Source organism: Rhizobacter sp. (assembly GCF_031412495.1).
GTDB lineage: Bacteria > Pseudomonadota > Gammaproteobacteria > Burkholderiales > Burkholderiaceae_C > Schlegelella_A.
The window spans coordinates 1-18,691 of record NZ_JANODC010000533.1; the positions used below are offsets into that span (position 1 = coordinate 1).

The 18,691-nt window shown below is 69.6% G+C and carries 18 protein-coding genes; 7 read left to right on the top strand and 11 right to left on the bottom strand.

The genetic code is table 11. The annotated features are described in order from the left end of the window. The coding region (rpmG, locus tag AC30N0_RS19790) for a 50S ribosomal protein L33 (RefSeq protein ID WP_489519608.1) at positions 1-147 on the top strand (147 nt) is incomplete at its 5' end. Positions 148-252: 105 nt separating this feature from the next. Here rpmG and AC30N0_RS19795 read toward each other — a convergent pair. From AC30N0_RS19795 to purN, 3 genes are all read right to left on the bottom strand, one after another. Continuing rightward, positions 253-1,476, bottom strand: coding sequence for a DesA family fatty acid desaturase (locus AC30N0_RS19795; RefSeq protein WP_489519594.1), 1,224 nt, complete (start codon positions 1,474-1,476; stop codon positions 253-255). A gap of 120 nt (positions 1,477-1,596) precedes the next feature. Then, complete coding sequence (locus AC30N0_RS19800; RefSeq protein WP_489519595.1) at positions 1,597-2,877, bottom strand: RsmB/NOP family class I SAM-dependent RNA methyltransferase; 1,281 nt, start codon at positions 2,875-2,877, stop codon at positions 1,597-1,599. A gap of 2 nt (positions 2,878-2,879) precedes the next feature. After that, positions 2,880-3,536 (bottom strand): phosphoribosylglycinamide formyltransferase, encoded by a 657-nt coding sequence (gene purN, locus AC30N0_RS19805; RefSeq protein ID WP_489519596.1) that lies wholly within the window; start codon positions 3,534-3,536, stop codon positions 2,880-2,882. A 131-nt stretch (positions 3,537-3,667) separates the two neighbouring features. Here purN and AC30N0_RS19810 point away from each other — a divergent pair, with 131 nt between their 5' ends. Next, a complete protein-coding gene (locus AC30N0_RS19810; protein ID WP_489519609.1) occupies positions 3,668-4,840 on the top strand; it encodes a tryptophan--tRNA ligase in 1,173 nt (390 codons plus the stop codon). A 78-nt stretch (positions 4,841-4,918) separates the two neighbouring features. Here the strand turns inward: AC30N0_RS19810 and plsY are convergent, their stop codons facing one another. Genes plsY through AC30N0_RS19825 form a run of 3 tightly spaced genes read right to left on the bottom strand, consistent with a single transcriptional unit; the run spans position 4,919 to position 6,883 of the window. Further along, positions 4,919-5,554, bottom strand: coding sequence for a glycerol-3-phosphate 1-O-acyltransferase PlsY (gene plsY / locus AC30N0_RS19815; RefSeq protein ID WP_489519597.1), 636 nt, complete (start codon positions 5,552-5,554; stop codon positions 4,919-4,921). 44 nt (positions 5,555-5,598) lie between these two features. After that, a complete protein-coding gene (locus AC30N0_RS19820) occupies positions 5,599-6,042 on the bottom strand; it encodes an aminoacyl-tRNA deacylase (protein WP_489519610.1) in 444 nt (147 codons plus the stop codon). A gap of 58 nt (positions 6,043-6,100) precedes the next feature. After that, positions 6,101-6,883 carry an IclR family transcriptional regulator gene (locus AC30N0_RS19825; protein ID WP_489519598.1) on the bottom strand — a complete coding sequence of 261 codons (783 nt, stop codon included), beginning with the start codon at positions 6,881-6,883 and terminating at the stop codon, positions 6,101-6,103. A gap of 93 nt (positions 6,884-6,976) precedes the next feature. On the opposite strand from AC30N0_RS19825, the gene AC30N0_RS19830 reads away from it, so the two are divergent. From AC30N0_RS19830 to AC30N0_RS19850, 5 genes are all read left to right on the top strand, one after another. Then, positions 6,977-8,581 carry a GMC family oxidoreductase gene (locus AC30N0_RS19830; RefSeq protein ID WP_489519599.1) on the top strand — a complete coding sequence of 535 codons (1,605 nt, stop codon included), beginning with the start codon at positions 6,977-6,979 and terminating at the stop codon, positions 8,579-8,581. 38 nt (positions 8,582-8,619) lie between these two features. After that, a complete protein-coding gene (locus AC30N0_RS19835; RefSeq protein ID WP_489519600.1) occupies positions 8,620-9,732 on the top strand; it encodes a TRAP transporter substrate-binding protein in 1,113 nt (370 codons plus the stop codon). A 73-nt stretch (positions 9,733-9,805) separates the two neighbouring features. Next, entirely contained in the window at positions 9,806-10,375 is a 570-nt protein-coding gene (locus AC30N0_RS19840; protein ID WP_489519601.1) for a TRAP transporter small permease subunit, read from the top strand. Next, a complete protein-coding gene (locus tag AC30N0_RS19845) occupies positions 10,372-11,682 on the top strand; it encodes a TRAP transporter large permease (RefSeq protein ID WP_489519602.1) in 1,311 nt (436 codons plus the stop codon). Before AC30N0_RS19840 ends, AC30N0_RS19845 begins: the two co-directional genes overlap by 4 nt. A 72-nt stretch (positions 11,683-11,754) precedes the next feature. Then, the gene (locus AC30N0_RS19850) at positions 11,755-13,515 is read left to right on the top strand and encodes a SulP family inorganic anion transporter (RefSeq protein WP_489519603.1); all 1,761 of its coding nucleotides are present in this window, start codon (positions 11,755-11,757) and stop codon (positions 13,513-13,515) included. 13 nt (positions 13,516-13,528) lie between these two features. On the opposite strand, the gene sorU is transcribed toward AC30N0_RS19850, so the two are convergent. From sorU to AC30N0_RS19875, 5 genes are all read right to left on the bottom strand, one after another. After that, on the bottom strand, positions 13,529-13,828 hold the full coding sequence (sorU, locus tag AC30N0_RS19855; protein WP_489519604.1) for a SorU family sulfite dehydrogenase c-type cytochrome subunit: 300 nt from the start codon (positions 13,826-13,828) through the stop codon (positions 13,529-13,531). Between the two features lie 64 nt (positions 13,829-13,892). Further along, on the bottom strand, positions 13,893-15,125 hold the full coding sequence (gene sorT, locus AC30N0_RS19860) for a SorT family sulfite dehydrogenase catalytic subunit (protein ID WP_489519605.1): 1,233 nt from the start codon (positions 15,123-15,125) through the stop codon (positions 13,893-13,895). 172 nt (positions 15,126-15,297) lie between these two features. Beyond that, a complete protein-coding gene (locus tag AC30N0_RS19865; protein WP_489519606.1) occupies positions 15,298-16,233 on the bottom strand; it encodes a dimethyl sulfoxide reductase anchor subunit family protein in 936 nt (311 codons plus the stop codon). Next, positions 16,230-16,901: a 4Fe-4S dicluster domain-containing protein gene (locus AC30N0_RS19870; protein ID WP_489519611.1), complete on the bottom strand. Its 672-nt coding sequence runs from the start codon at positions 16,899-16,901 to the stop codon at positions 16,230-16,232. The genes AC30N0_RS19865 and AC30N0_RS19870 overlap by 4 nt, the downstream gene beginning before the upstream one ends. Positions 16,902-16,999: 98 nt before the next feature. Continuing rightward, the coding region (locus AC30N0_RS19875) for a molybdopterin oxidoreductase family protein (protein WP_489519607.1) at positions 17,000-18,691 on the bottom strand (1,692 nt) is incomplete at its 5' end.

Genomic DNA, 18,691 nt, shown 5'->3' on the forward strand with positions numbered 1-18,691 from the left:
AAGGTGAAGCTGGAGTCGAGTGCCGGGACCGGGCACTTCTACACGACGGACAAGAACAAGAAGACGACGCCGGAGAAGCTCGAGATGATGAAGTTCGACCCGAGGGCACGCAAGCACGTAACCTACAAGGAAACCAAGCTAAAGTAGGGCGCTTCGCTGGGACCAGCGGGGGCGCTGCGCGACCCCTTCAAGGCCAGTCAAACGAAAAGGGTCGCCGCCGGCGACCCTTTTCTGTTTGGATCTGCGCTGCGGCTATGCGTGGACGGCGCGCAGACGGAGCGCGAATTCCTGCAGCGCGGCGATCCCGCTGTCCTCGGCTTTGCGCAGCCATGCCTGCAGGTCAGCCACGAGCTGCTCGGCGGAGACGTTCGTGCGCGTCCAGAGCATGCGCAGTTCCTCGCGCATCGCCACGAGCTTGGCCAGGTAGGGGCTCATGGCGACCGCCTGGGCCACCTGCGCCTTCACGTCGTGCGGAATCTTGTCCTCGTCGCGATGCAGCCAGCGACGGGCGATGCGCATGTGCGCCAGGTGCGCAGCACCGCGCTCGCCCTCGCCCTTCAGGCGCTGGATCTCGGCCCGGCTCGCCTGGCGCAGGCTGCGGGCGTAGGTGGCCATGACCTCGTAGCGGTTGGCGATGATCGCCTCCAGCGTCTTGCCGTCGGCCACCGGCTTGACTGGGCCGAGCTTCATCTGCGGCACGGTCTTCCTGACCGTGGCCAGACCCAGCATCTCGAGGCCGCGGATGTAGGCCCAGCCGATGTCGAACTCGAACGGCTTGACGGACAGCTTGGCGGATGTCGGGTAGGTGTGGTGGTTGTTGTGCAGCTCCTCGCCGCCGATGACGATGCCCCAGGGCAGCACGTTGCGGCTGGCGTCGGACGCCTCGAAGTTGCGATAGCCCCACCAGTGGCCGATGCCGTTGACGATGCCGGCGGCGGTGATCGGGATCCAGAGCATCTGCACCGCCCACACCGTCAGGCCGATGGCGCCGAACAGGCCGAGGTTGACGATCAGCATCAGGCCGACGCCCTGCCAGCTGAAGCGGGTGTAGAGGTTGCGCTCGATCCAGTCGTCCGGCGTGCCGTGGCCGAACTTGGCCATGGTTTCCTGGTTCTTCGCTTCGGCGCGATAGAGCTCGCTGCCTTGCAGCAGCACCGTCTTGATGCCGCGCGTCTGCGGGCTGTGCGGGTCTTCCCGCGTCTCGCAGCGGGCGTGGTGCTTGCGGTGGATCGCGACCCATTCCTTGGTCACCATGCCGGTCGTGAGCCACAGCCAGAAGCGGAAGAAGTGGGCCGGGATCGGGTGCAGGTCGAGCGCGCGGTGGGCCTGGGCGCGGTGCAGGAACACGGTCACCGAGGCGATCGTGAGGTGCGTCGCAACGAGGGTGAACAGCAGGATCTCCCAGCCGTTGAATCCGGAAAAGCCGTGCGCGAGCCAGCCCAGCAGTGCATCGGACACGGAATTCAGCAGATCCATCAAGAGAGCCTTCTGTTATGCACGAAAACCGTCCATTCTATTCGACCGCCCCCTGGAGATAGCCCTAGGAAGCGACGGATATCACGCTCGAAAAGGCATATGGCGGCTTTGCGGCCCATATCAACGTCGCTGCCACGCCGCGGCGAAGAATCCGTCGGTGCCGTGCCGGTGCGTCCAAAGACGCAGGTACGGACCGGCGACCAGCCCTTCGGCGCCTTCGACCTGAGCTCTCTGCAGGACGTCGAGCAGCGGCACGGGGACCAAGCTCGATGCGAACGCCGCATCGAAATCCCGGGCCACGGCTTCGTTCTCGGACTCGAGCACGCTGCAGGTGGCATACACCAGCCGGCCGCCGGGCTTGAGCAGCTGCGCCGCCGCGGCGAGGATGGCCCGCTGCCTCGTGGCGAGCGCCTCTAGCACCGCCGGGGTCTGCCGCCATTTCAGGTCGGGGTGGCGACGCAGGGTGCCGATGCCGGTGCAGGGCGCATCGACGAGGACGCGGTCGACCTTCCCGGACAGACGCGCGACGTGCTCGTCGCGCTCGTGCGCGATGCGCGTCGGATGGAGGTTCGTGAGGCCGCTGCGCAGCAGGCGCGGCTCGATCTGCGCCAGGCGGTGCGCCGACACGTCGAAGGCGTACAGGCGCCCGGTGCCTCGCATCTGCGCGCCGAGCGCGAGCGACTTGCCGCCGGCGCCGGCGCAGAAGTCGACCACCGTTTCGCCGCGGCGGACGCCGACGAGCAAGGCGAGGAGCTGGCTGCCCTCGTCCTGCACCTCGACGAGGCCGGAAGTGAAGGCGTCCGATCCCTGCAGCGAGGGCTTCCCGGGCACGCGCAGCCCGACCGGCGACCACCGCGCCGGCACCGCCTCGATGCCCTCGCCGTGCAGCAGCGCGATGGCCTCGTCGGGCTTTGCCTTCAGCAGATTCACACGCAGATCGAGCGGCGCCGGCATCTCGTTGCTCGCGACCCAGGCATCGAACTCCGCGCCGAGCACCTCGCGCAGCGGACCGGCGATCCAGTCGGGCAGGTTGTGGCGCAGGGGCTCGGGCAGCGACTCGCGGTCGACGCCCGCGCAGGCCCTCCGCCACTCGGCCTCTTCCGGAGACAGGAACCCGGCGAGCACCGCGTCGCTGCCCTGCCAGGCGAGCAGCACGAGACGCCGCTCGAGCGGCCCGCTGCCCGAGGCGGCGAGGTGGCGATAGAGGGCGAGGCGTCGCAGCACCGCGTAGACCGTGTCGGCCACGACGGGCCGATCGCGCGCGCCGAGCGACCGGTGCTCGCGGAAGAAGGCGGCGACGACGGCGTCGGCCGGCTCCTCGAAACGCAGGACCCGCCGGACGAGCTCGGTCGCGGCGTCGAGCAGCGACGGCGCTGCCTCGCCTTTCTTCCGGGCCGCCACGTCTAGGGCGGCAAGGCCGCGTGCGCCGACAGGTCCGGCAGGAGCTGCGCCGCACCGCTGCGATGGCGCACGATCTCGCCGTCGCGCTGCAGGGCACCCTCCACCAGCCAGCCGATCGCGCGCGGGTAGAGGCGGTGCTCCTGGGCGAGCACGCGCGCGGCCAGCGCGTCTTCGTCGTCGTCGGCCCGCACCGGAACCACGGCCTGGCCGATGATCGGCCCGTGGTCGAGCTCGCCGGTCACGAAGTGAACCGTGGCCCCGGCCACCTTGCAACCCGCCTCGAGCGCGCGCCGATGCGTGTGCAGGCCGGGAAAGGCGGGCAGCAGCGACGGGTGGATGTTGACCAGCCGCCCCTCGTACCGTTGCACGAAGGCGGCACCCAGGATGCGCATGAAGCCGGCCAGGGCGACGATGTCCGGCGCGAGGGTGTCGACGACGCGGGCGAGCTCGGCATCGAAGTCGGCACGCGCGGCGAAGGCGCGGTGATCGACGACCGCCGTCGCGATGCCGCGTGCCGCGGCGAAGGCGAGCCCGCCGGCACCGGAGCGGTTGCTGATGACCGCCGCGATGCGCGCATCCCAGCGCTCGTCATCGCAGGCGCGAACGATCGCTTCCATGTTCGAGCCGCGCCCCGACACGAGGATGACGATGTTCTTCATTGGCGGCCGGAGTGTATCGGCGCGCCCAAGTGCAAACCTACAATCGTCGCCTTTTGCCCCACGCCCCGATGAGCGACGTCCCCGTTCCCGCCAGCGGTACCCCGGCACGACGCCAGCGCGTGCTCTCGGGCATGCGGCCGACCGGCGCGATGCACCTCGGTCACTACCACGGCGCGCTCAAGAACTGGGTCCGCCTGCAGGACCTGTACGACTGCTTCTACTTCGTCGCCGACTGGCACGCCCTGACGACGCACTACGAAGAGCGTGGCGTCATCGAGAGCAGCGTCTACGAGATGGTGATCGACTGGCTGGCCGCCGGCCTCGACCCGGACAAGGTGACGCTCTTCATCCAGAGCCGCCTGCCCGAGCACGCCGAGCTGTTCACCCTCCTCGCCATGGGCACGCCGCTCAGCTGGCTCGAGCGGATGCCGACCTACAAGGACCAGATGGAAAAGCTCAAGGAACGCGACCTCGCGACCTACGGCTTCCTCGGCTACCCGCTCCTGCAGGCCGCCGACATCCTGATCTATCGCGCCGCCTTCGTTCCGGTCGGCGTCGACCAGGCGCCGCACGTCGAGATCACGCGCGAGGTCGCACGCCGTTTCAACCACCTCTATGGGCGAGAGGCCGACTTCGAGGCGCGCTCCCGCGCCGTCGTGAAGAAGCTCGGCAAATCTGAGGCGCGCACCTTCGAGGCGGCCCGGCAGGCATTCCAGGAAGCGGGCGACACGGCCGCGCTCGAGCGCGGCCGCGCCCTCATCGCCGCCGGCGGCGCCCTGAGCAGCAGCGACCGCGAGCGCCTCGACGGCTGGCTGCGCGGCACCGGCAAGACGATCCTCGTCGAGCCGGACGTGCTGCTCACCGAGAACTCCAAGCTCGTCGGCCTCGACGGCGAGAAGATGAGCAAGAGCTACGGCAACGCGATCGCCATGCGCGAGGAGCCGGCCGAGGTGGAGCGCAAGATTCGTCGCATGCCGACGGACCCGGCCCGCGTGCATCGCAGCGACCCGGGCAACTACGAGATCTGCCCGGTCTGGAAGTTCCACCAGGTCTATTCGAACGAAGAGACGCAGAGCTGGGTCCGGCACGGCTGCACCACCGCCGCGATCGGCTGCCTCGACTGCAAGCAGCCCGTCATCGAGGTGATCCAGCGTGAGCAGGCGCCGTGGCGCGAGCGCGCCGAGCCCTACCTCACGAACCCGAAGCAGGTGCACTGGATCGTCGAGGTCGGCACCGAGCGGGCCCGGGCCGTCGCCCGCGAGACGATGCGCGAGGTGCGCGAGGCGATGGGGATCGGCTACTAGGCGACAGCGGACGTTTCGTCCGCCTTCGCCGGCTCGTTCGACGGATCACGCGAGGCGCGTCCGTCAACTCGCCGCCGGTCAGCGCCTCGCGGCGACCTTATGGCCGATGCGGCTTTCGGTTCCGGCGACCAGCTTCCTGATGTTGCCGCTGTGCCGCCAGACGAGAAGCAGGCTCATCACCACGACGGACAGGGCGACCGGCCCGAAGCCGACAGTCAGCAGCTGCCAGAACGGCGCGAAAGCAGCGGCGACCAGCGACGCCAGCGACGAGTAGCGGAAGAAGGCCGCGATGATCAGCCACGTGACCACCGTGGCGCCTCCGAGCAGCGGGTCGATGCCGAGCAGGGCGCCGGCTGCGGTCGCCACGCCCTTGCCGCCCTTGAAGCGGAAGAACACGGGCCACAGGTGGCCCAGGAAGGCGGCCAGCGCGACGAGCGCGACCGTGCCCTGGCCGAGGCCGTAGCGGCCGCCGAAGAAGACGACCAGCGCGACCGGGACGTAGCCTTTCAGCGCATCGAGCAGCAAGGTAAGCACCGCGGCGGCCTTGCTGCCCGAGCGCAGCACGTTGGTCGCGCCCGGGTTGCCCGAGCCGTAGGTGCGCGGATCGCTCAGGCCCATGAGGCGGCTCACGATCACCGCGAACGACAGCGAGCCGACCAGGTAGGCCGCAAGTGCGACGAGCAGAGGCAGGAACGTGGACGTGGTGAAGGTCATCGCGACAGGTGAAGTCCGCTCCTATTCTGCGCCCCGCTTTTGCCTCACAAGGCGCAGTGCACCGGCACCGCGCCGAGCAGCTCGGTGAGCAGGCGCGGCTCGATGCCGACGAGGAAGCCGCGCCGGCCGCCGTTGATGCAGATGCGATCGAGCTCGAGGATGCTCGCCTCCACGTAGACCGGCATCGCCTTGCGCGTCGCGAAAGGCGAGGTGCCGCCGACCACGTAGCCGCTGGCACGCTCGGCGGCTTCCGGCGTGCACGGCCGCACTTCCTTGCAGCCGATCGCGCGGGCCAGGTTCTTGGTGCTCACCTGACGGTCGCCGTGCATGAGGACGACGAGCGGGCGCGCCTTCTCGTCCTGCATCACCAGCGTCTTGACGACGCCGTGCTCGTCGATGCCGAGCTGCCGTGCCGACTCGGCCGTGCCGCCGTTCTCGACGTAGGTGTAGACGTGCTCGCTGAACGAAGCGCCGGCGCGGCGCAGCATCTGCGTCGCCGGCGTCTCGCTCACGTGCGGAGTCTTCCTGGCCAGGCGCCTTCCTCCCCTACAGCAGCGACTGCATCCGCTTCGCCGCCGCCTGCATGGCGGCGAGCTGGCCGACGGCGCGGCGCAGGCTCATCCGTGCTTCCGGCGCGTGCACCGCGATGGCGGCACGGACGCGCCCGTCGCCGTCGCGCACCGGCACGGCGACGGCGATGAGGCCGGCGATGAACTCGGCCCGGTCGCAGGCGTAGCCGGCCTGGGCGATGCCGGCGCACTCGGCGCGCAAGGCCTTGGTGGTGGTGATGGTCCTGGTCGTCATCCGCGGCAGCGTCAGCCCGGCCAGCACCTCCTCGCGCTCATCGTCCGGCATCATCGCCAGGAAGAGCTTGCCGCTGGCCGTGCAGTGCAGCGGCACGTGCGAGCCGACGTCGAGCGTGAGCCGGAGCGGCCAGGCCGCCTCGACGCGGTCGATGTAGAGCACGAGCGAGCCGTCGAGCGTGGTGAAGTTGCAGGTCTCGCCGATGCGGCCGACGAGCTCGGCCAGCACGTCGTGGCGCAGGCCGCGCACGACGCCGCGGTTCAGCGTGTCGAGGGCCAGGCGGTGCAGCGAAGGCCCGGCGCTGAAGCTGCGCTCGCCGACGTCGCGGGCCAGGTAGCCGGCATCGACCAGCTGCTCGCAGATGCGGTGCGCCGTCGCCTTGGGCAGGGCCAGCCGTGCAGCCAGGTCGGCCAGCGAAAGCGGCCTGCCCTCGCTCGCGAGCAGGGACAGCACCGACAGGCTGCGGCCGGCCGCCGAGCTGTCGCTCGCGGCCCCCGCCGATGCGGACTCCCGAGCGGACGGCATACGGGTATTCCTCCAAGAACGGAACATTGTGTTCCGAAAATCGTTGCCCTACGATCAGCCGGAGCGGGGCGTTCCGGCGAGCGAAGAGAACGGGTGATCGAGGAATACGACTACATCGTCGTCGGCGCGGGCTCTGCAGGCTGCGTCCTCGCCGGCCGGCTGAGCGAGGATCCTTCCCTGCGGGTGCTTCTGCTCGAGGCCGGGCCGGTCGACCGCTCGCCCTGGATCCACCTTCCGATCGGCTACGGCAAGACCATGTGGAGCCCGCGTGTCAACTGGTGCTTCGAGACCGATCCCGACCCGAACATGAACGGCCGTCGCATCTACTGGCCACGTGGCAAGACGCTCGGCGGCTCCAGCTCGATCAACGGGCTCATCTACATCCGCGGCCAGCAGCAGGACTACGACCACTGGGCCGAGCTCGGCAATGCCGGCTGGGGCCACGCCGACGTGCTGCCCTACTTCATCCGCTCGGAGGGCAACGAGCGAGGGGCGAACACGTGGCACGGCGGCGACGGCCCGCTCAAGGTCTCGGACATCCAGGCCGGCGACGAGCTCATCGAGGCCTTCATCGCCGCCGCCGGCCAGACCGGCGTGCCGCGCACCGACGATTTCAACGGCGCCGCGCAGGAAGGGGCCGGCTATTACCAGCTGACCACCTGGAAGGGGATGCGCTGCAGCGCCGCGCGCGCCTACCTGCGGCCGGCGCGGCGGCGGCCTAACCTGCGCATCGAGACGGCAGCGCACGCCACCCGCATCGACCTCGAAGGCCGATGCGCCACCGGCGTCCGCTATCTCAAGGGCGGCACGGTGCGGCGGGCCCGGGCCCGCGCCGAGGTGCTGCTCGCCGCCGGGGCGATCCAGTCGCCGCAGCTCCTGCAACTGTCCGGCATCGGCCCGCCCGCCCTGCTGCAGCGCTTCGGCATCCCGGTCGTGCACGCCTCTACCGGCGTCGGCGAGAACCTGCAGGACCACCTGCAGATCCGCCTCATCCACGAGTGCACGCGGCCGATCACCACCAACGACCAGCTCAACTCGCTGTTCGGCCAGGCCCGCATCGGGCTGCAGTGGCTGCTTCGCCGCACCGGCCCGCTCGCCATCGGCATCAACCAGGGCGGCTGCTTCATGCGCGCCCTGCCCGACGCGCCGACACCGGACATCCAGTTCCACGTCGCCACCTTGTCGGCCGACATGGCGGGCGGCAAGGTGCACCCGTTCTCCGGCTTCACCATGTCCGTCTGCCAGCTGCGCCCGGAGGCGCGCGGCCACGTGCGCATCCGCTCGACCGATCCGTTCGCAGCGCCGGAAATGCAGCCGAACTACCTGTCAACCGAGCTCGACCGCACGGTCACCGTCGCCGCCGTCAAGGCGGCGCGGGCCATGGCCGCGGCACCGGCCATGCGGCCCTACGTCAAGCGCGAGGTCAAGCCGGGGCCGGAGCTGGCGTCCGACGCCGACCTGCTCGAGTTCTGCCGCAACACCGGCGCCACCATCTTCCATCCGAGCGGCACCTGCAAGATGGGCGTCGACGCACTGGCCGTGCTCGACGAGCGCCTGCGCGTGCGCGGCGTCGAGCGCCTGCGCGTTGTCGACTGCTCGGCCATGCCCACGCTCGTGTCCGGCAACACCCACGCGCCCGTGGTCATGATGGCCGAAAAGGCCGTCGACATGATCCGCGCCGATGCGCGCCGCAGCTGACCCACCCCTCACCCCCCGCAACCCAGAAGGAGACAGCGATGACAAGATTGACGAGACGAGTCGCGATCGGCGCCGGCGCAGCAGCGGCCCTCGCCGGCACCGCCCAGATCGTTCGCGCCCAGGCCGTCACGCGCCTGAAGGTGCAGACGGCGGTGCCCACCTCGAGCATCTACTTCGACCTGATGCGCCGCTTCGGCGATCGCGTTGACCGGATGTCCAACGGCCGCATCAAGATGGAGATCCTGCCCGACGGCGCCGTCGTCAACGCCTTCGAGATCGTCGACGCGGTCGACAAGGGCGTGGTCGACGGCGGCTACGCCTGGGCCCACTACTGGTCGGGCAAGAACACGGCGGCGGCGCTGTTCTCGAACCCGGCGGCCGGTGCCGGCACCGGCATGGACCAGCTCTCGCACGTCGCCTGGCTGTTCCAGGGCGGCGGCAACGCGCTCCACAAGAAGCTGTTTGCCGACGGGCTGAAGCTCAACGTCGAGCCGTTCATGGTCCAGCCGATGGGCCCCGATCCGCTCGGCTGGTTCAAGAACCCGATCAACTCTCTGGACGACATGAGGAAGCTCAAGTACCGCTCGCCGCCGGGGCTCACGGCCGAGATCTTCAAGGAGATGGGCATCTCGGCGGTGGCGATGCCGGGCGCCGAGATCGTGCCGGCGGCGCAGCGCGGCGTCATCGACGCTGCCGAGTGGATCGGGCCGGCCGACGACATGAACCTCGGCTTCCACAACGTCTTCAAGCACTACTACCTGCAAGGCCTGCACCAGTCGACCGACGTCGGTGAGTTCCTCATGAACAAGACGGCCTGGAACCGCCTCGCGCCTGACCTGAAGGCGATCGTCGAAGGCGCGGCGATGGCCTCGATGACCGAGACCTATACCTACAACGTGTTCCGCAACGCCCAGGCCATCGAGAAGCTGAAGACCGAGCACAAGGTCACCATCCACGACACGCCGAAGGACATCTTCCCGGCCTTCATCAAGGCGACCAACCTGGTCTACGACCGCGAGGCGGGGCGCAACCCGCTGTTCAAGGAAGTCCTCGAGTCGCAGCGGGCGTTCGCCAGGATCGTGGTGCCGTACTGGACCAAGATCAACGGCCTTTACTTCCAGCTCGGCGCCGACTCTCCCAACTACAAGTAGAGCCGCTACTGCACGCGCCCGGCGGCCCGCCGGGCGCGCTTTCCCTGCCCCCGTCGACCGTCCCGGAGCCTGCATGACCGAGCCCGCGTCACTCCTTCTGCGCCTGTCGCGCAAGATCGACCTCGTCGCCATCGTCTCCGGCCGCATCGTCGCCTGGCTGATCGTGCCGATGGTCTTCGCGCTCAGCTACGAGGTCATCTCACGCTACGTGTTCAACGCGCCGACGGTGTGGGCCTACGACATGACCTTCATGCTCTACGGCACCTTCTTCATGATCGGCGCCGCCTTCACCCTGCAGCGCAAGGGCCACATCCGCACCGATTCCTACTACGGCCAGTGGTCGCCGCGGACGCAGGCCACGGTCGACATCGTCTGCTACCTGCTCATGTTCTTCCCGTTCGCCGCGGTCTTCGCGTTCAGCGGCTGGGGCTACTTCGTCAAGGCCTTCACCACGAACGAGACCTTCGTCTCCAGCCCGTGGACGCCGCTGACCTGGCCCTTCAAGATGATGATGCCGCTCGCCGGGCTGCTGCTGATCATCCAGGGCATCAGCGAGTGCCTCAAGTGCGTCCACACCATCCGCACCGGCCGCTGGCCCGAGGCGGCGACGGCGAATGTCACGCAGGCGGGCGTCGTCGTATGAGCAACGAGATCCTCGGCATCGCCGCCCTGGTCGTCCTGTTCGCCGTCATCTTCATCGGCTTTCCGATCGCGTTCACGCTCGGCGCCGTGTCGCTGGCGACCGGCTTCATCGCCCTCGGGCCGGTGGTCTTCGACCTCGCCGTCCTGCAGACCTTCTCGGTCATGAAGGACACCATCCTCGCCTCGATCCCGTTCTTCCTGTTCATGGGCTTCCTGCTCGAGCAGTCGGGAATCATGGAGCGGCTCTTCACCGGCGTGCAGCAACTGCTCTCGGGGCTGCGCGGCTCCCTTTACCTCGCGGTCCTGATCACGGCGACGATCTTCGCGGCGGCCACCGGCATCGTCGGCTCGTCGGTCACGCTGCTCGGCGTGATGGCCGGCCCGTCGATGATCAGGAGCGGCTACGACAGCCGCCTCAGCGCCGGCGCGATCGCCGCCGGCGGAACGCTCGGCATCCTCATCCCGCCGTCGGTGATGCTGATCGTCATGGGGCCGGTGGTCGGCGTTCCCGCCACCGACCTGTTCGCCGCCGCCGTCCTGCCCGGGCTGCTGCTGTCGACGATCTTCATCGTCTGGTGCCTCGTCCGCTGCTGGCTGAACCCGGCGCTCGGCCCGGCCCTGCCGCCGGAGATGCGGCCGAAGTCTCTCGGCCCCGTCGTGCGCGACCTGGCCATCGGCGTGCTGCCGGTGGTGGTCGTCATCCTGTCGACGCTCGGCGTCATCCTCGCTGGCATCGCGACGCCGACGGATGCCGGCGCCGTCGGCTGCTTCGCCACCTTCGTGCTCACCGTCGGCTCGGGCCGGATGAGCTTCGAGAAGATCAGGAAGTCCGCCTACCAGACGCTCGAGGTGTCGAGCATGATCCTGATCCTGGTCGCTGCGTCCAACCTGTTCGGCTCGGTGTTCTCGCGCCTCGGCAGCCCGGAGTACATGGCGCAGTGGCTGATCGGGCTGAACCTGCCGCCCACGCTGATGCTGATCGTCATCCTGGCGCTCATCTTCGTGCTGGGCTGGCCGCTCGAATGGGTGCCGATCGTTCTCATCATCGTGCCCATCGTGCTGCCCATCGTGCAGGCCGCCAACATCGACCTGATCTGGTTCTGCACCCTGGTCGCGGTGACGCTGCAGACCGCCTGGCTGTCGCCCCCCGTCGCCTTGTCGGCCTACTTCCTCAAGGGCGTGGTGCCGCAGTGGAGCCTGAAGGACATCTACGCCGGGATGGTGCAGTTCATGGTCCTGCAACTGCTGGCGGTGGGCCTTCTCCTTATGTTCCCGAAGCTCGCGACCTGGCTGCCGAGCGTCAACTGAGTTTTTGAACGACGGCTCGCGGCCCGGGTACAACCGGGCGGCATGCGTGTTCCTTTCGCAGAGAATCGCGCGGTGACGCCGAAGGTCCCCCGATTCCTCACGGCACCGGCCAGCTGGCCGCCCCTGACCCGCGCCAACCTCCGCGCCGACTTCCTCGCGGCATTGACCGGCGCCATCGTCGTGCTGCCGCAGGGGGTCGCGTTCGCCACCCTCGCCGGGCTGCCGCCCGAGTACGGCCTGTACGCGGCGATGGTGCCGGCGATCGTGGCCGCGCTCTTCGGGTCGAGCTGGCATCTCGTCTCGGGGCCGACGAACGCCGTCTCGATCGTCGTCTTCGCGACCATGAGCGCGCTGGCCGAGCCGGGGTCGGCCCGCTACATCAGCCTGGTGCTCTGCCTGACGCTGGCCACCGGCGTGCTCCAGCTCGGCCTCGGGCTGGCACGGCTCGGCAGCCTCGTCAACCTGATCTCGCACAGCGTCGTTCTCGCCTTCACCGCCGGCGCCGCGATCCTCATCATCGCCTCGCAGCTGCGCAACTTCTTCGGGCTGGCGATTCCGCGCGGTGCCGATTTCGTCGACACCCTCGTCGGATTCGGCCACCGGCTCGGCGAGATCAATCCGTACGTGACCGCCGTCGGCGTGGTAACGCTGGTGGCCAGCATCGTCGTCCGACGCCTCTGGCCGCGGTTGCCGCACATGCTGCTCGCGATGGTCGCCGGCGGCGTCTGCGCGCTGTTCCTGAACCGCCAGTTCGGCGCGGCGGCGACGGGCATCACCACCGTCGGCGCGCTGCCTGCCTTCCTGCCGCCGCTGTCCCTGCCGGACCTGTCCCTGCTGCGCGAGATCACGCCGGCGGCCTTCGCGATCACGCTGCTCGGGCTCACCGAAGCGGTGTCCATCGGCCGCTCGATCGCGGTGAAGTCCGGACAGCGGATCGACGGCAATCGCGAGTTCATCGGCCAGGGCCTCAGCAACATCGCCGGCAGCTTCTTCTCGAGCTACGTCGCCAGCGGCTCGTTCAACCGCAGCGGCCTGAACTACGCATCCGGCGCCCGCACGCCGATGGCCGCGATCCTCTCGGCGCCGCTCCTGGCGACGATCCTCTTCTTCGTGGCGCCGCTGGCCGCCTACCTGCCCCTGGCGTCGATGGCCGCGGTCCTCTTCGTTGTCGCCTGGGGACTGATCGACTTCGGGCACGCCCGCAGGATCGCTCGGCTCAGCCGTATCGAGGCCTTCATCATGGGCGTGACTTTCATATCGACGCTCCTGATCCAGCTCGAGATGGCGATCCTGATCGGCGTCGTCTCGTCGCTGATGCTCTACCTGAACCGCACGACCCGGCCGGCGATCCAGGACGAGAAGCCGGCGCCGGAGCCGGGCAGCACCGACTACACCACCGACAGCGGCCTGCCCGACTGCCCGCAGCTGAAGATCCTGCGCGTCGACGGGTCGATCTTCTTCGGCGCCGTCGACCATGTCCGGCAGGCGATCAGCCGCCGCTCCGGCATGCCGCAGAAGCATCTGCTGCTGGTCTCGGGCGGGATCAACTTCGTCGATGCCGCCGGCACCGAGTTGCTCGCCCAGGAGGCCGTGCAGCGCCGGGCGGCGGGCGGCGCGCTGTACTTCCACAGGATGAAGCAGGCAGTGCGCGACTTCATGTTCCGGTACGAGTACGCCAACGACATCGGCACCGCGAACGTGTTTCCAACGAAATTGCGCGCGCTGGCCGAGATCTATCCGCGGCTCGACAGCGAGATCTGCCGACGCTGCCAGGTGCGCATCTTCGACGAGTGCCAGACGCGGCTGCCATCCGGGGAGCCGCGCGAGCGCTAGGCTGGTGGGGTTGTCAGGGCGCCGCGCCGCTCGCCTTCGCCACGTAGCGGCCGAGCGCCTGCATCTGCGCCTCGCTGAGCGTGGCCTTGTACGACGGCATGGCGCCGATGCCGTTCTTCAGCGCCGCGACGACGCGCGCCGCATCCGGCTGCAGCTCGTCCAGCACCGGCCCGACGGCGCCCGCCGTGCCCGCGTCCTTCAGAGTGTGGCAGAGCGCGCAGGGCGGCACGGCGTCCTTCGTGAACAGCGCCCGGGCGAGCGCCATCTCGGCGGCATCGCCCGGAGCGGCCGCGACCGGCGCGGTGCCGAGCATGGCGGCGAGGGAAGCGCCCGCTGCGAGCACAAGCGAGACGGCCGCCAGCCGGCGGCCCCGCGCCTCAGACAACGGTGACCTTGACGGCGTGATCGGCCCAGCTGTTGTTGCTGTAGCCGTGCGCGTTCTCGGCGCGCTGCTCGGGCTGGACGTTGCCGCCAGCATCCGTGGCGCGGCTCGTGACCACGTAATTGCCCGGCGCCATCCGCAGCGGCACGGCGAACTGGCGCCACGCAAACCGGCCCATGTCCGGGCCGATGAAGGCAGCGTCGATCCAGGTCCGGCCGCCGTCGCTGGAGACCTCGACCCGGCGGATCGGCTGGCCGGCGCTGAAGGCGACGCCGGTGACATACACCGTGCCCGCCTTCGCCGGCTTGTCCGCATGCGGCGTGTTGACCCACGACTTGACGTTGAGCTCCTGCACCGACGGCTCGTTCGGGTTCGACGACCCGCCGATCGGCGTCACCCGATAGCCGTGGCTCATGATCCTGGCCTTCGACTCCTCGGTGGTGAAGGCGAGGCGCTTCACGTACTTGATGTTGTTGACGCCGTTGTAGCCCGGGATGACCAGGCGCAGCGGCCCGCCGTGCGCGAGCGAGATGGGCGCGCCGTTCATCTCCCAGGCGAGGATCGCATCGGCCATGGCCTTGATGGCGACGGAGCGTTCGACGAGCACCGCCAGGGGATCGGGGAGGTTGTCGGCCAGCTTCTCGCCGCCCGTCCCCGTGAGGTGGAGCATGCCGGGTGCGACGCCGCCGAGCGCTTCGGCGACGTAGCGGACCGGGACGCCGCTCCAGACGACGCAGCCGGCAGCACCGACGGTCCATGGCGTGCCGCTCGGCTTGCTGGGGAAGAAGCCGCGGCCGTTGCCCGAGCATTGCAGGACCATCGCCACCGTCTCGATGCCCATCGTCTTCAGCTCGGCGACGGTCAGGACACGCGGGTTGCGAACGCCTTCGACCGAGACCTGCCAGGCGTCGCGGTTGGCGAGGATCGACGCATCGGGCGGCGGCAGGTTGTTGCGGACGTAGAGCTGCTCGGCCGGCGTGATGCCGCTGGTCCCGAAGGCATTGCGCCGCGTCTCGATCGTCGACGAGCTGTGCACGATGAGCGAGCTCGCGTCCTTCCAGGCCGCGTACGGCGGCAGGGGCCGCGGTCCGGCCGCTGGCGCCGCGGCGGCCGACGCCGCCTGCGCAGCCGATCGGGCCGGCAGGCCGGCGAGGCCCACGGTGGCGATGGCACCGGCACTGCCGGCAAGGATCTGGCGGCGGCGCAGGGACGGCTTGGGATCGGTCATCGACGGGTCTCCGGGGCTCGACTGAAGGGGTGACGCCCGGCGCCGCACGGTTGGCTCGGCAACGGGAATCAGCGTTCCCAAGTATCGCATCGGGGCACCGGCGGCCGGCTCGCCGCGATGCCCACTTGCGCACTGTGCGGCGCGATTCGACGCGCTCGGGGCCCGTCCGGTCTCAGGACACGACCTGGTAGTAGAGGTTCTGCGGATGCTTCGCCTGGGCGAAGAAATACCAGCGGTCGGCGACCAGCCCGGGCGCCTGCACCAGTACCGCGAGCAGCCACGGCAGCGCCCCGCCCCCGACGAGGGCCCAGAGCGAGAGCAGCGCCGGCACCGCGAAGCCGAGCACGATCGCGGCCAGGCGGACGTGCCGGATCGCGGCGGCCGAAACGCCGTGGAAGAACTCGCGCGTGTTGAACGAGCCGCCGGTCATGCCCATGGCCTTCTGCACCAGGCGCGGGGAGCGGATGCCGGTTGCCGTCTGCAGGGTCGAGCGATGACGGAGCCGGTCGTTGCGGCGCAGGGCGAGCAGGCGCGCGAACCAGGCCGCGAGCGTCGCGCCCAGCGCGGCCGGGCCGGCCAGCCCCAGCAGCCGCACCTCGCCGGCGACCGCCGCCAGCGCGGCGCCGAGGAGGAACCCGGACGAGAGGCCCAGCAACGCGAAGTTCACCACCGTCAGCGGCTGCGCCCACTCCTCGATGAAGCGAAGGCAGGCGTAGATCATCGCCGTGCAGTACCAGAGCGCGAGGGCGCCGGCGATCGTAAGCAGGGGCAGGACGACATCCACAAGCGCGCCCGGCGCGCCCCAGCGCAGGCCCATCCACCACAGCGCGACTAGGGCGATGAAAGCCGGCAGGACGATCACCTCGCGCGACAGCCACGAGGTGCGCCACATCATGACCGCGCGCCAGGCCCGCTCCGGCCGGCCCAGGTGCAGGAACGAGGCACCGAGCGCTGCGACGAGCATCGCCGCGACGACGAGCAGCGCCGCCGGCAGGAACGGGCCCGCGAACGGCAGGCCGGCCAGCACGGCCAGCGCCAGCAGCACGGCCAGCCCCTGCGCCGCGCCGGCGAGGGTGGTGAAGGCGACGACCGAGAAGGCCGGGTTCATTCGCCGCCGCCCAGATCGCGACGTTCGCGCGGCACCTCTCCGGCAGCCGCCGTGACGCGGCGCGGCAGGTACTGGTTGGCCGGCTTCGTGTCCCACTCGGGCATGAGCGAGTAGCCGCCGCGCTCGCGGATCGCCTTCGAGACCTCGGAGTCCGGGTCCTTGACGTCGCCGAACAGGCGCGCCCCGGTGGGACACGCCTTCACGCACGCCGGGCGGCGGTCGATTTCGGCCAGGCCTTCGTCGTAGATGCGGTCGACGCAGAGCGTGCACTTGGTCATCACCTGCCGCTCCTCGTCGAGCTCGCGCGCGCCGTACGGACAGGCCCAGGCGCAGTACTTGCAGCCGATGCACTTGTCGTAGTCGACGAGGACGATGCCGTCTTCCTTGCGCTTGTAGCTGGCGCCGGTCGGGCAGACGGGAACGCACGGAGGGTCCTCGCAGTGCAGGCAGCTCTTCGGGAAGTGGACGGTGTCGGTGTCGGGGAAGACGCCGGCCTCGAAGGTCTGCACGCGGTTGAAGAAGGTCCCGGTCGGGCTCGCACCGTAGGCGTTCTCGTCGACCAGCGGCCCGGCCGAGCCCGAGGTGTTCCATTCCTTGCACGAGGTCACGCAGGCGTGGCAGCCGACGCAGACATTGAGGTCGATCACCAGCGCCAGCTGCCTGGCCATCGTCTCCGCGGGCGCGGTTCGCGCGACAGCGGGGGCACGCACGGCCGCCGGCGCTTCGGCGACGACGTCGGCGCGCAGCAGGTCGCGCAGCCAGGCGATCATGGCTTGGACGCCTTCGCGAAATAGGCGATGGCGCGGCCGGCGCTGCCCAGGACGCCGGGGGCGCCGGTCTGCGTCGGCACCTGCGGCAAGGTGGTCTCGATCGGCTCGGGGCTCGCCGGCGCGAGGCGCACCCGCACGTCGTACCAGCCGGCCTGGCCGGTGATCGGGTCGGAGTTGCTGATCCTGCCGCCGGCGCCGTCGGGCAGCTCGTCGGAGATCACGTGGTTGAGGAGGAATCCTTTCCTCGCCTCGTCGGCGCCGGGAGCGAGCTGCCAGGCGCCGTCGGCCTTGCCGATCGCGTTCCAGGTCCACACCGTGCCGGGCTCGACCGCTTCGCTGTCGCGCAGCATGCAGCGCACCTTGCCCCAGGGGCTCTCGACCCAGCACCAGCCGCCGTCGGCGATGCCCGCGGCACGCGCCGTTTTCGGGTTCACGTACAGGTAGTTGTGGCTGTGGATCTGGCGCAGCCACGCGTTCTGCGAGTCCCACGAGTGGTACTGGGCCATGGGCCGCTGCGTGATCGCGTTGAGCGGAAAGGCGGCGCAGTCGGTGGCCGCCGTCTCGAGCGGCGGGTACCAGAACGGCAGCGGGTCGAAGTAGGTCGCGATCCGTTCGCGCAGGTGCTCCGGCGGCCGCCGGCCGGCGCTCTTGCCCTGCGCCGCCAGACGAAAGGTCTGCAGCGTGTCGCTGTAGAGCGCGAGCTGCACTACGTCGTTCTTCTGCCGCCAGCCCTTGTCCTTGGCGAAGTCGAGGTAGGCACGGTTCCAGTTGCGCATGTAGCTCATCGACTCGGGCATCTCGAACTTGAAGAAGCAGTCGTTCTTCGCGTACATCTCCCACTGCTTCGGGTTCGGCGCGCCCTTCAGGTGCTCGGTGCCGTCCTTGCCCCGCCAGCCCATGAGGAAGCCGATGCCCGGTGCGGACTCGAAGTTGACGACGAAGTCGGGATAGTCCTTGAACTTCCGACCGCCGTCGGCGGCCGTGAACGCCGGCAGCTTCAGGCGCCCGGCGAGCTCGACCAGCACTTCCTGGAACGGCTTGCACTGGCCGGTGGGCGGCACCATCGGCACGCGCACCGCGTCGCACGGCCCGTCGTATTCCGAGATCGGCCGGTCGAGCATGCTCATCACGTCGTGCCGCTCGAGGTAGGTGGTGTCGGGCAGGACGAGGTCGGCGAAGGCGACCATCTCGCTCTGGAAGGCGTCGCAGACGACGAGGAAGGGGATCTGGTGCTCGCCGTCGGCGTGCTTCGCGTTCAGCATCTCGCGCACGGCCATCGTGTTCATGGTCGAGTTCCAGGCCATGTTGGCCATGAAGACGAGCAGCGTGTCGAGGCGGTACGGGTCGCCGCGCGTGGCGTTGGTGATCACCGTGTGCATGAGCCCGTGCGCCGACAGCGGGTGCTCCCACGAGAAGGCGTGGTCGATCCGCATCGGCGTGCCGTCGTCGCAGATGGCGAGCTCCTCCGGGCTGGCCGGAAAGCCGAGCGGCGCCGCGTTGAGCGGCGTGTTCGGCTTCAGCATGTCGGGCGAGTTGAAGGCGCGGAAGTTGGGGACGATGTGGCGCGGGTACGGCGCCTTGTGGCGAAAGCCGCCGGGCGCGTCGATCGTGCCGAGCACGCTCATCAGGACGGCGAGCGCGCGCACCGTCTGGAAGCCGTTCGAATGCGCGGCCAGGCCGCGCATGGC

Bases quoted from the DNA above. Each gene is read 5' to 3' on its own strand.
- AC30N0_RS19795 (WP_489519594.1), bottom strand. From the start codon at position 1,476: ATGGATCTGCTGAATTCCGTGTCCGATGCACTGCTGGGCTGGCTCGCG.
- purN (WP_489519596.1), bottom strand. From the start codon at position 3,536: ATGAAGAACATCGTCATCCTCGTGTCGGGGCGCGGCTCGAACATGGAA.
- AC30N0_RS19810 (WP_489519609.1), top strand. From the start codon at position 3,668: ATGCGGCCGACCGGCGCGATGCACCTCGGTCACTACCACGGCGCGCTC.
- plsY (WP_489519597.1), bottom strand. From the start codon at position 5,554: ATGACCTTCACCACGTCCACGTTCCTGCCTCTGCTCGTCGCACTTGCG.
- AC30N0_RS19820 (WP_489519610.1), bottom strand. From the start codon at position 6,042: ATGCTGCGCCGCGCCGGCGCTTCGTTCAGCGAGCACGTCTACACCTAC.
- AC30N0_RS19825 (WP_489519598.1), bottom strand. From the start codon at position 6,883: ATGCCGTCCGCTCGGGAGTCCGCATCGGCGGGGGCCGCGAGCGACAGC.
- AC30N0_RS19835 (WP_489519600.1), top strand. From the start codon at position 8,620: ATGACAAGATTGACGAGACGAGTCGCGATCGGCGCCGGCGCAGCAGCG.
- AC30N0_RS19840 (WP_489519601.1), top strand. From the start codon at position 9,806: ATGACCGAGCCCGCGTCACTCCTTCTGCGCCTGTCGCGCAAGATCGAC.
- AC30N0_RS19845 (WP_489519602.1), top strand. From the start codon at position 10,372: ATGAGCAACGAGATCCTCGGCATCGCCGCCCTGGTCGTCCTGTTCGCC.
- sorU (WP_489519604.1), bottom strand. From the start codon at position 13,828: ATGCTCGGCACCGCGCCGGTCGCGGCCGCTCCGGGCGATGCCGCCGAG.
- sorT (WP_489519605.1), bottom strand. From the start codon at position 15,125: ATGACCGATCCCAAGCCGTCCCTGCGCCGCCGCCAGATCCTTGCCGGC.
- AC30N0_RS19865 (WP_489519606.1), bottom strand. From the start codon at position 16,233: ATGAACCCGGCCTTCTCGGTCGTCGCCTTCACCACCCTCGCCGGCGCG.
- AC30N0_RS19870 (WP_489519611.1), bottom strand. From the start codon at position 16,901: ATGGCCAGGCAGCTGGCGCTGGTGATCGACCTCAATGTCTGCGTCGGC.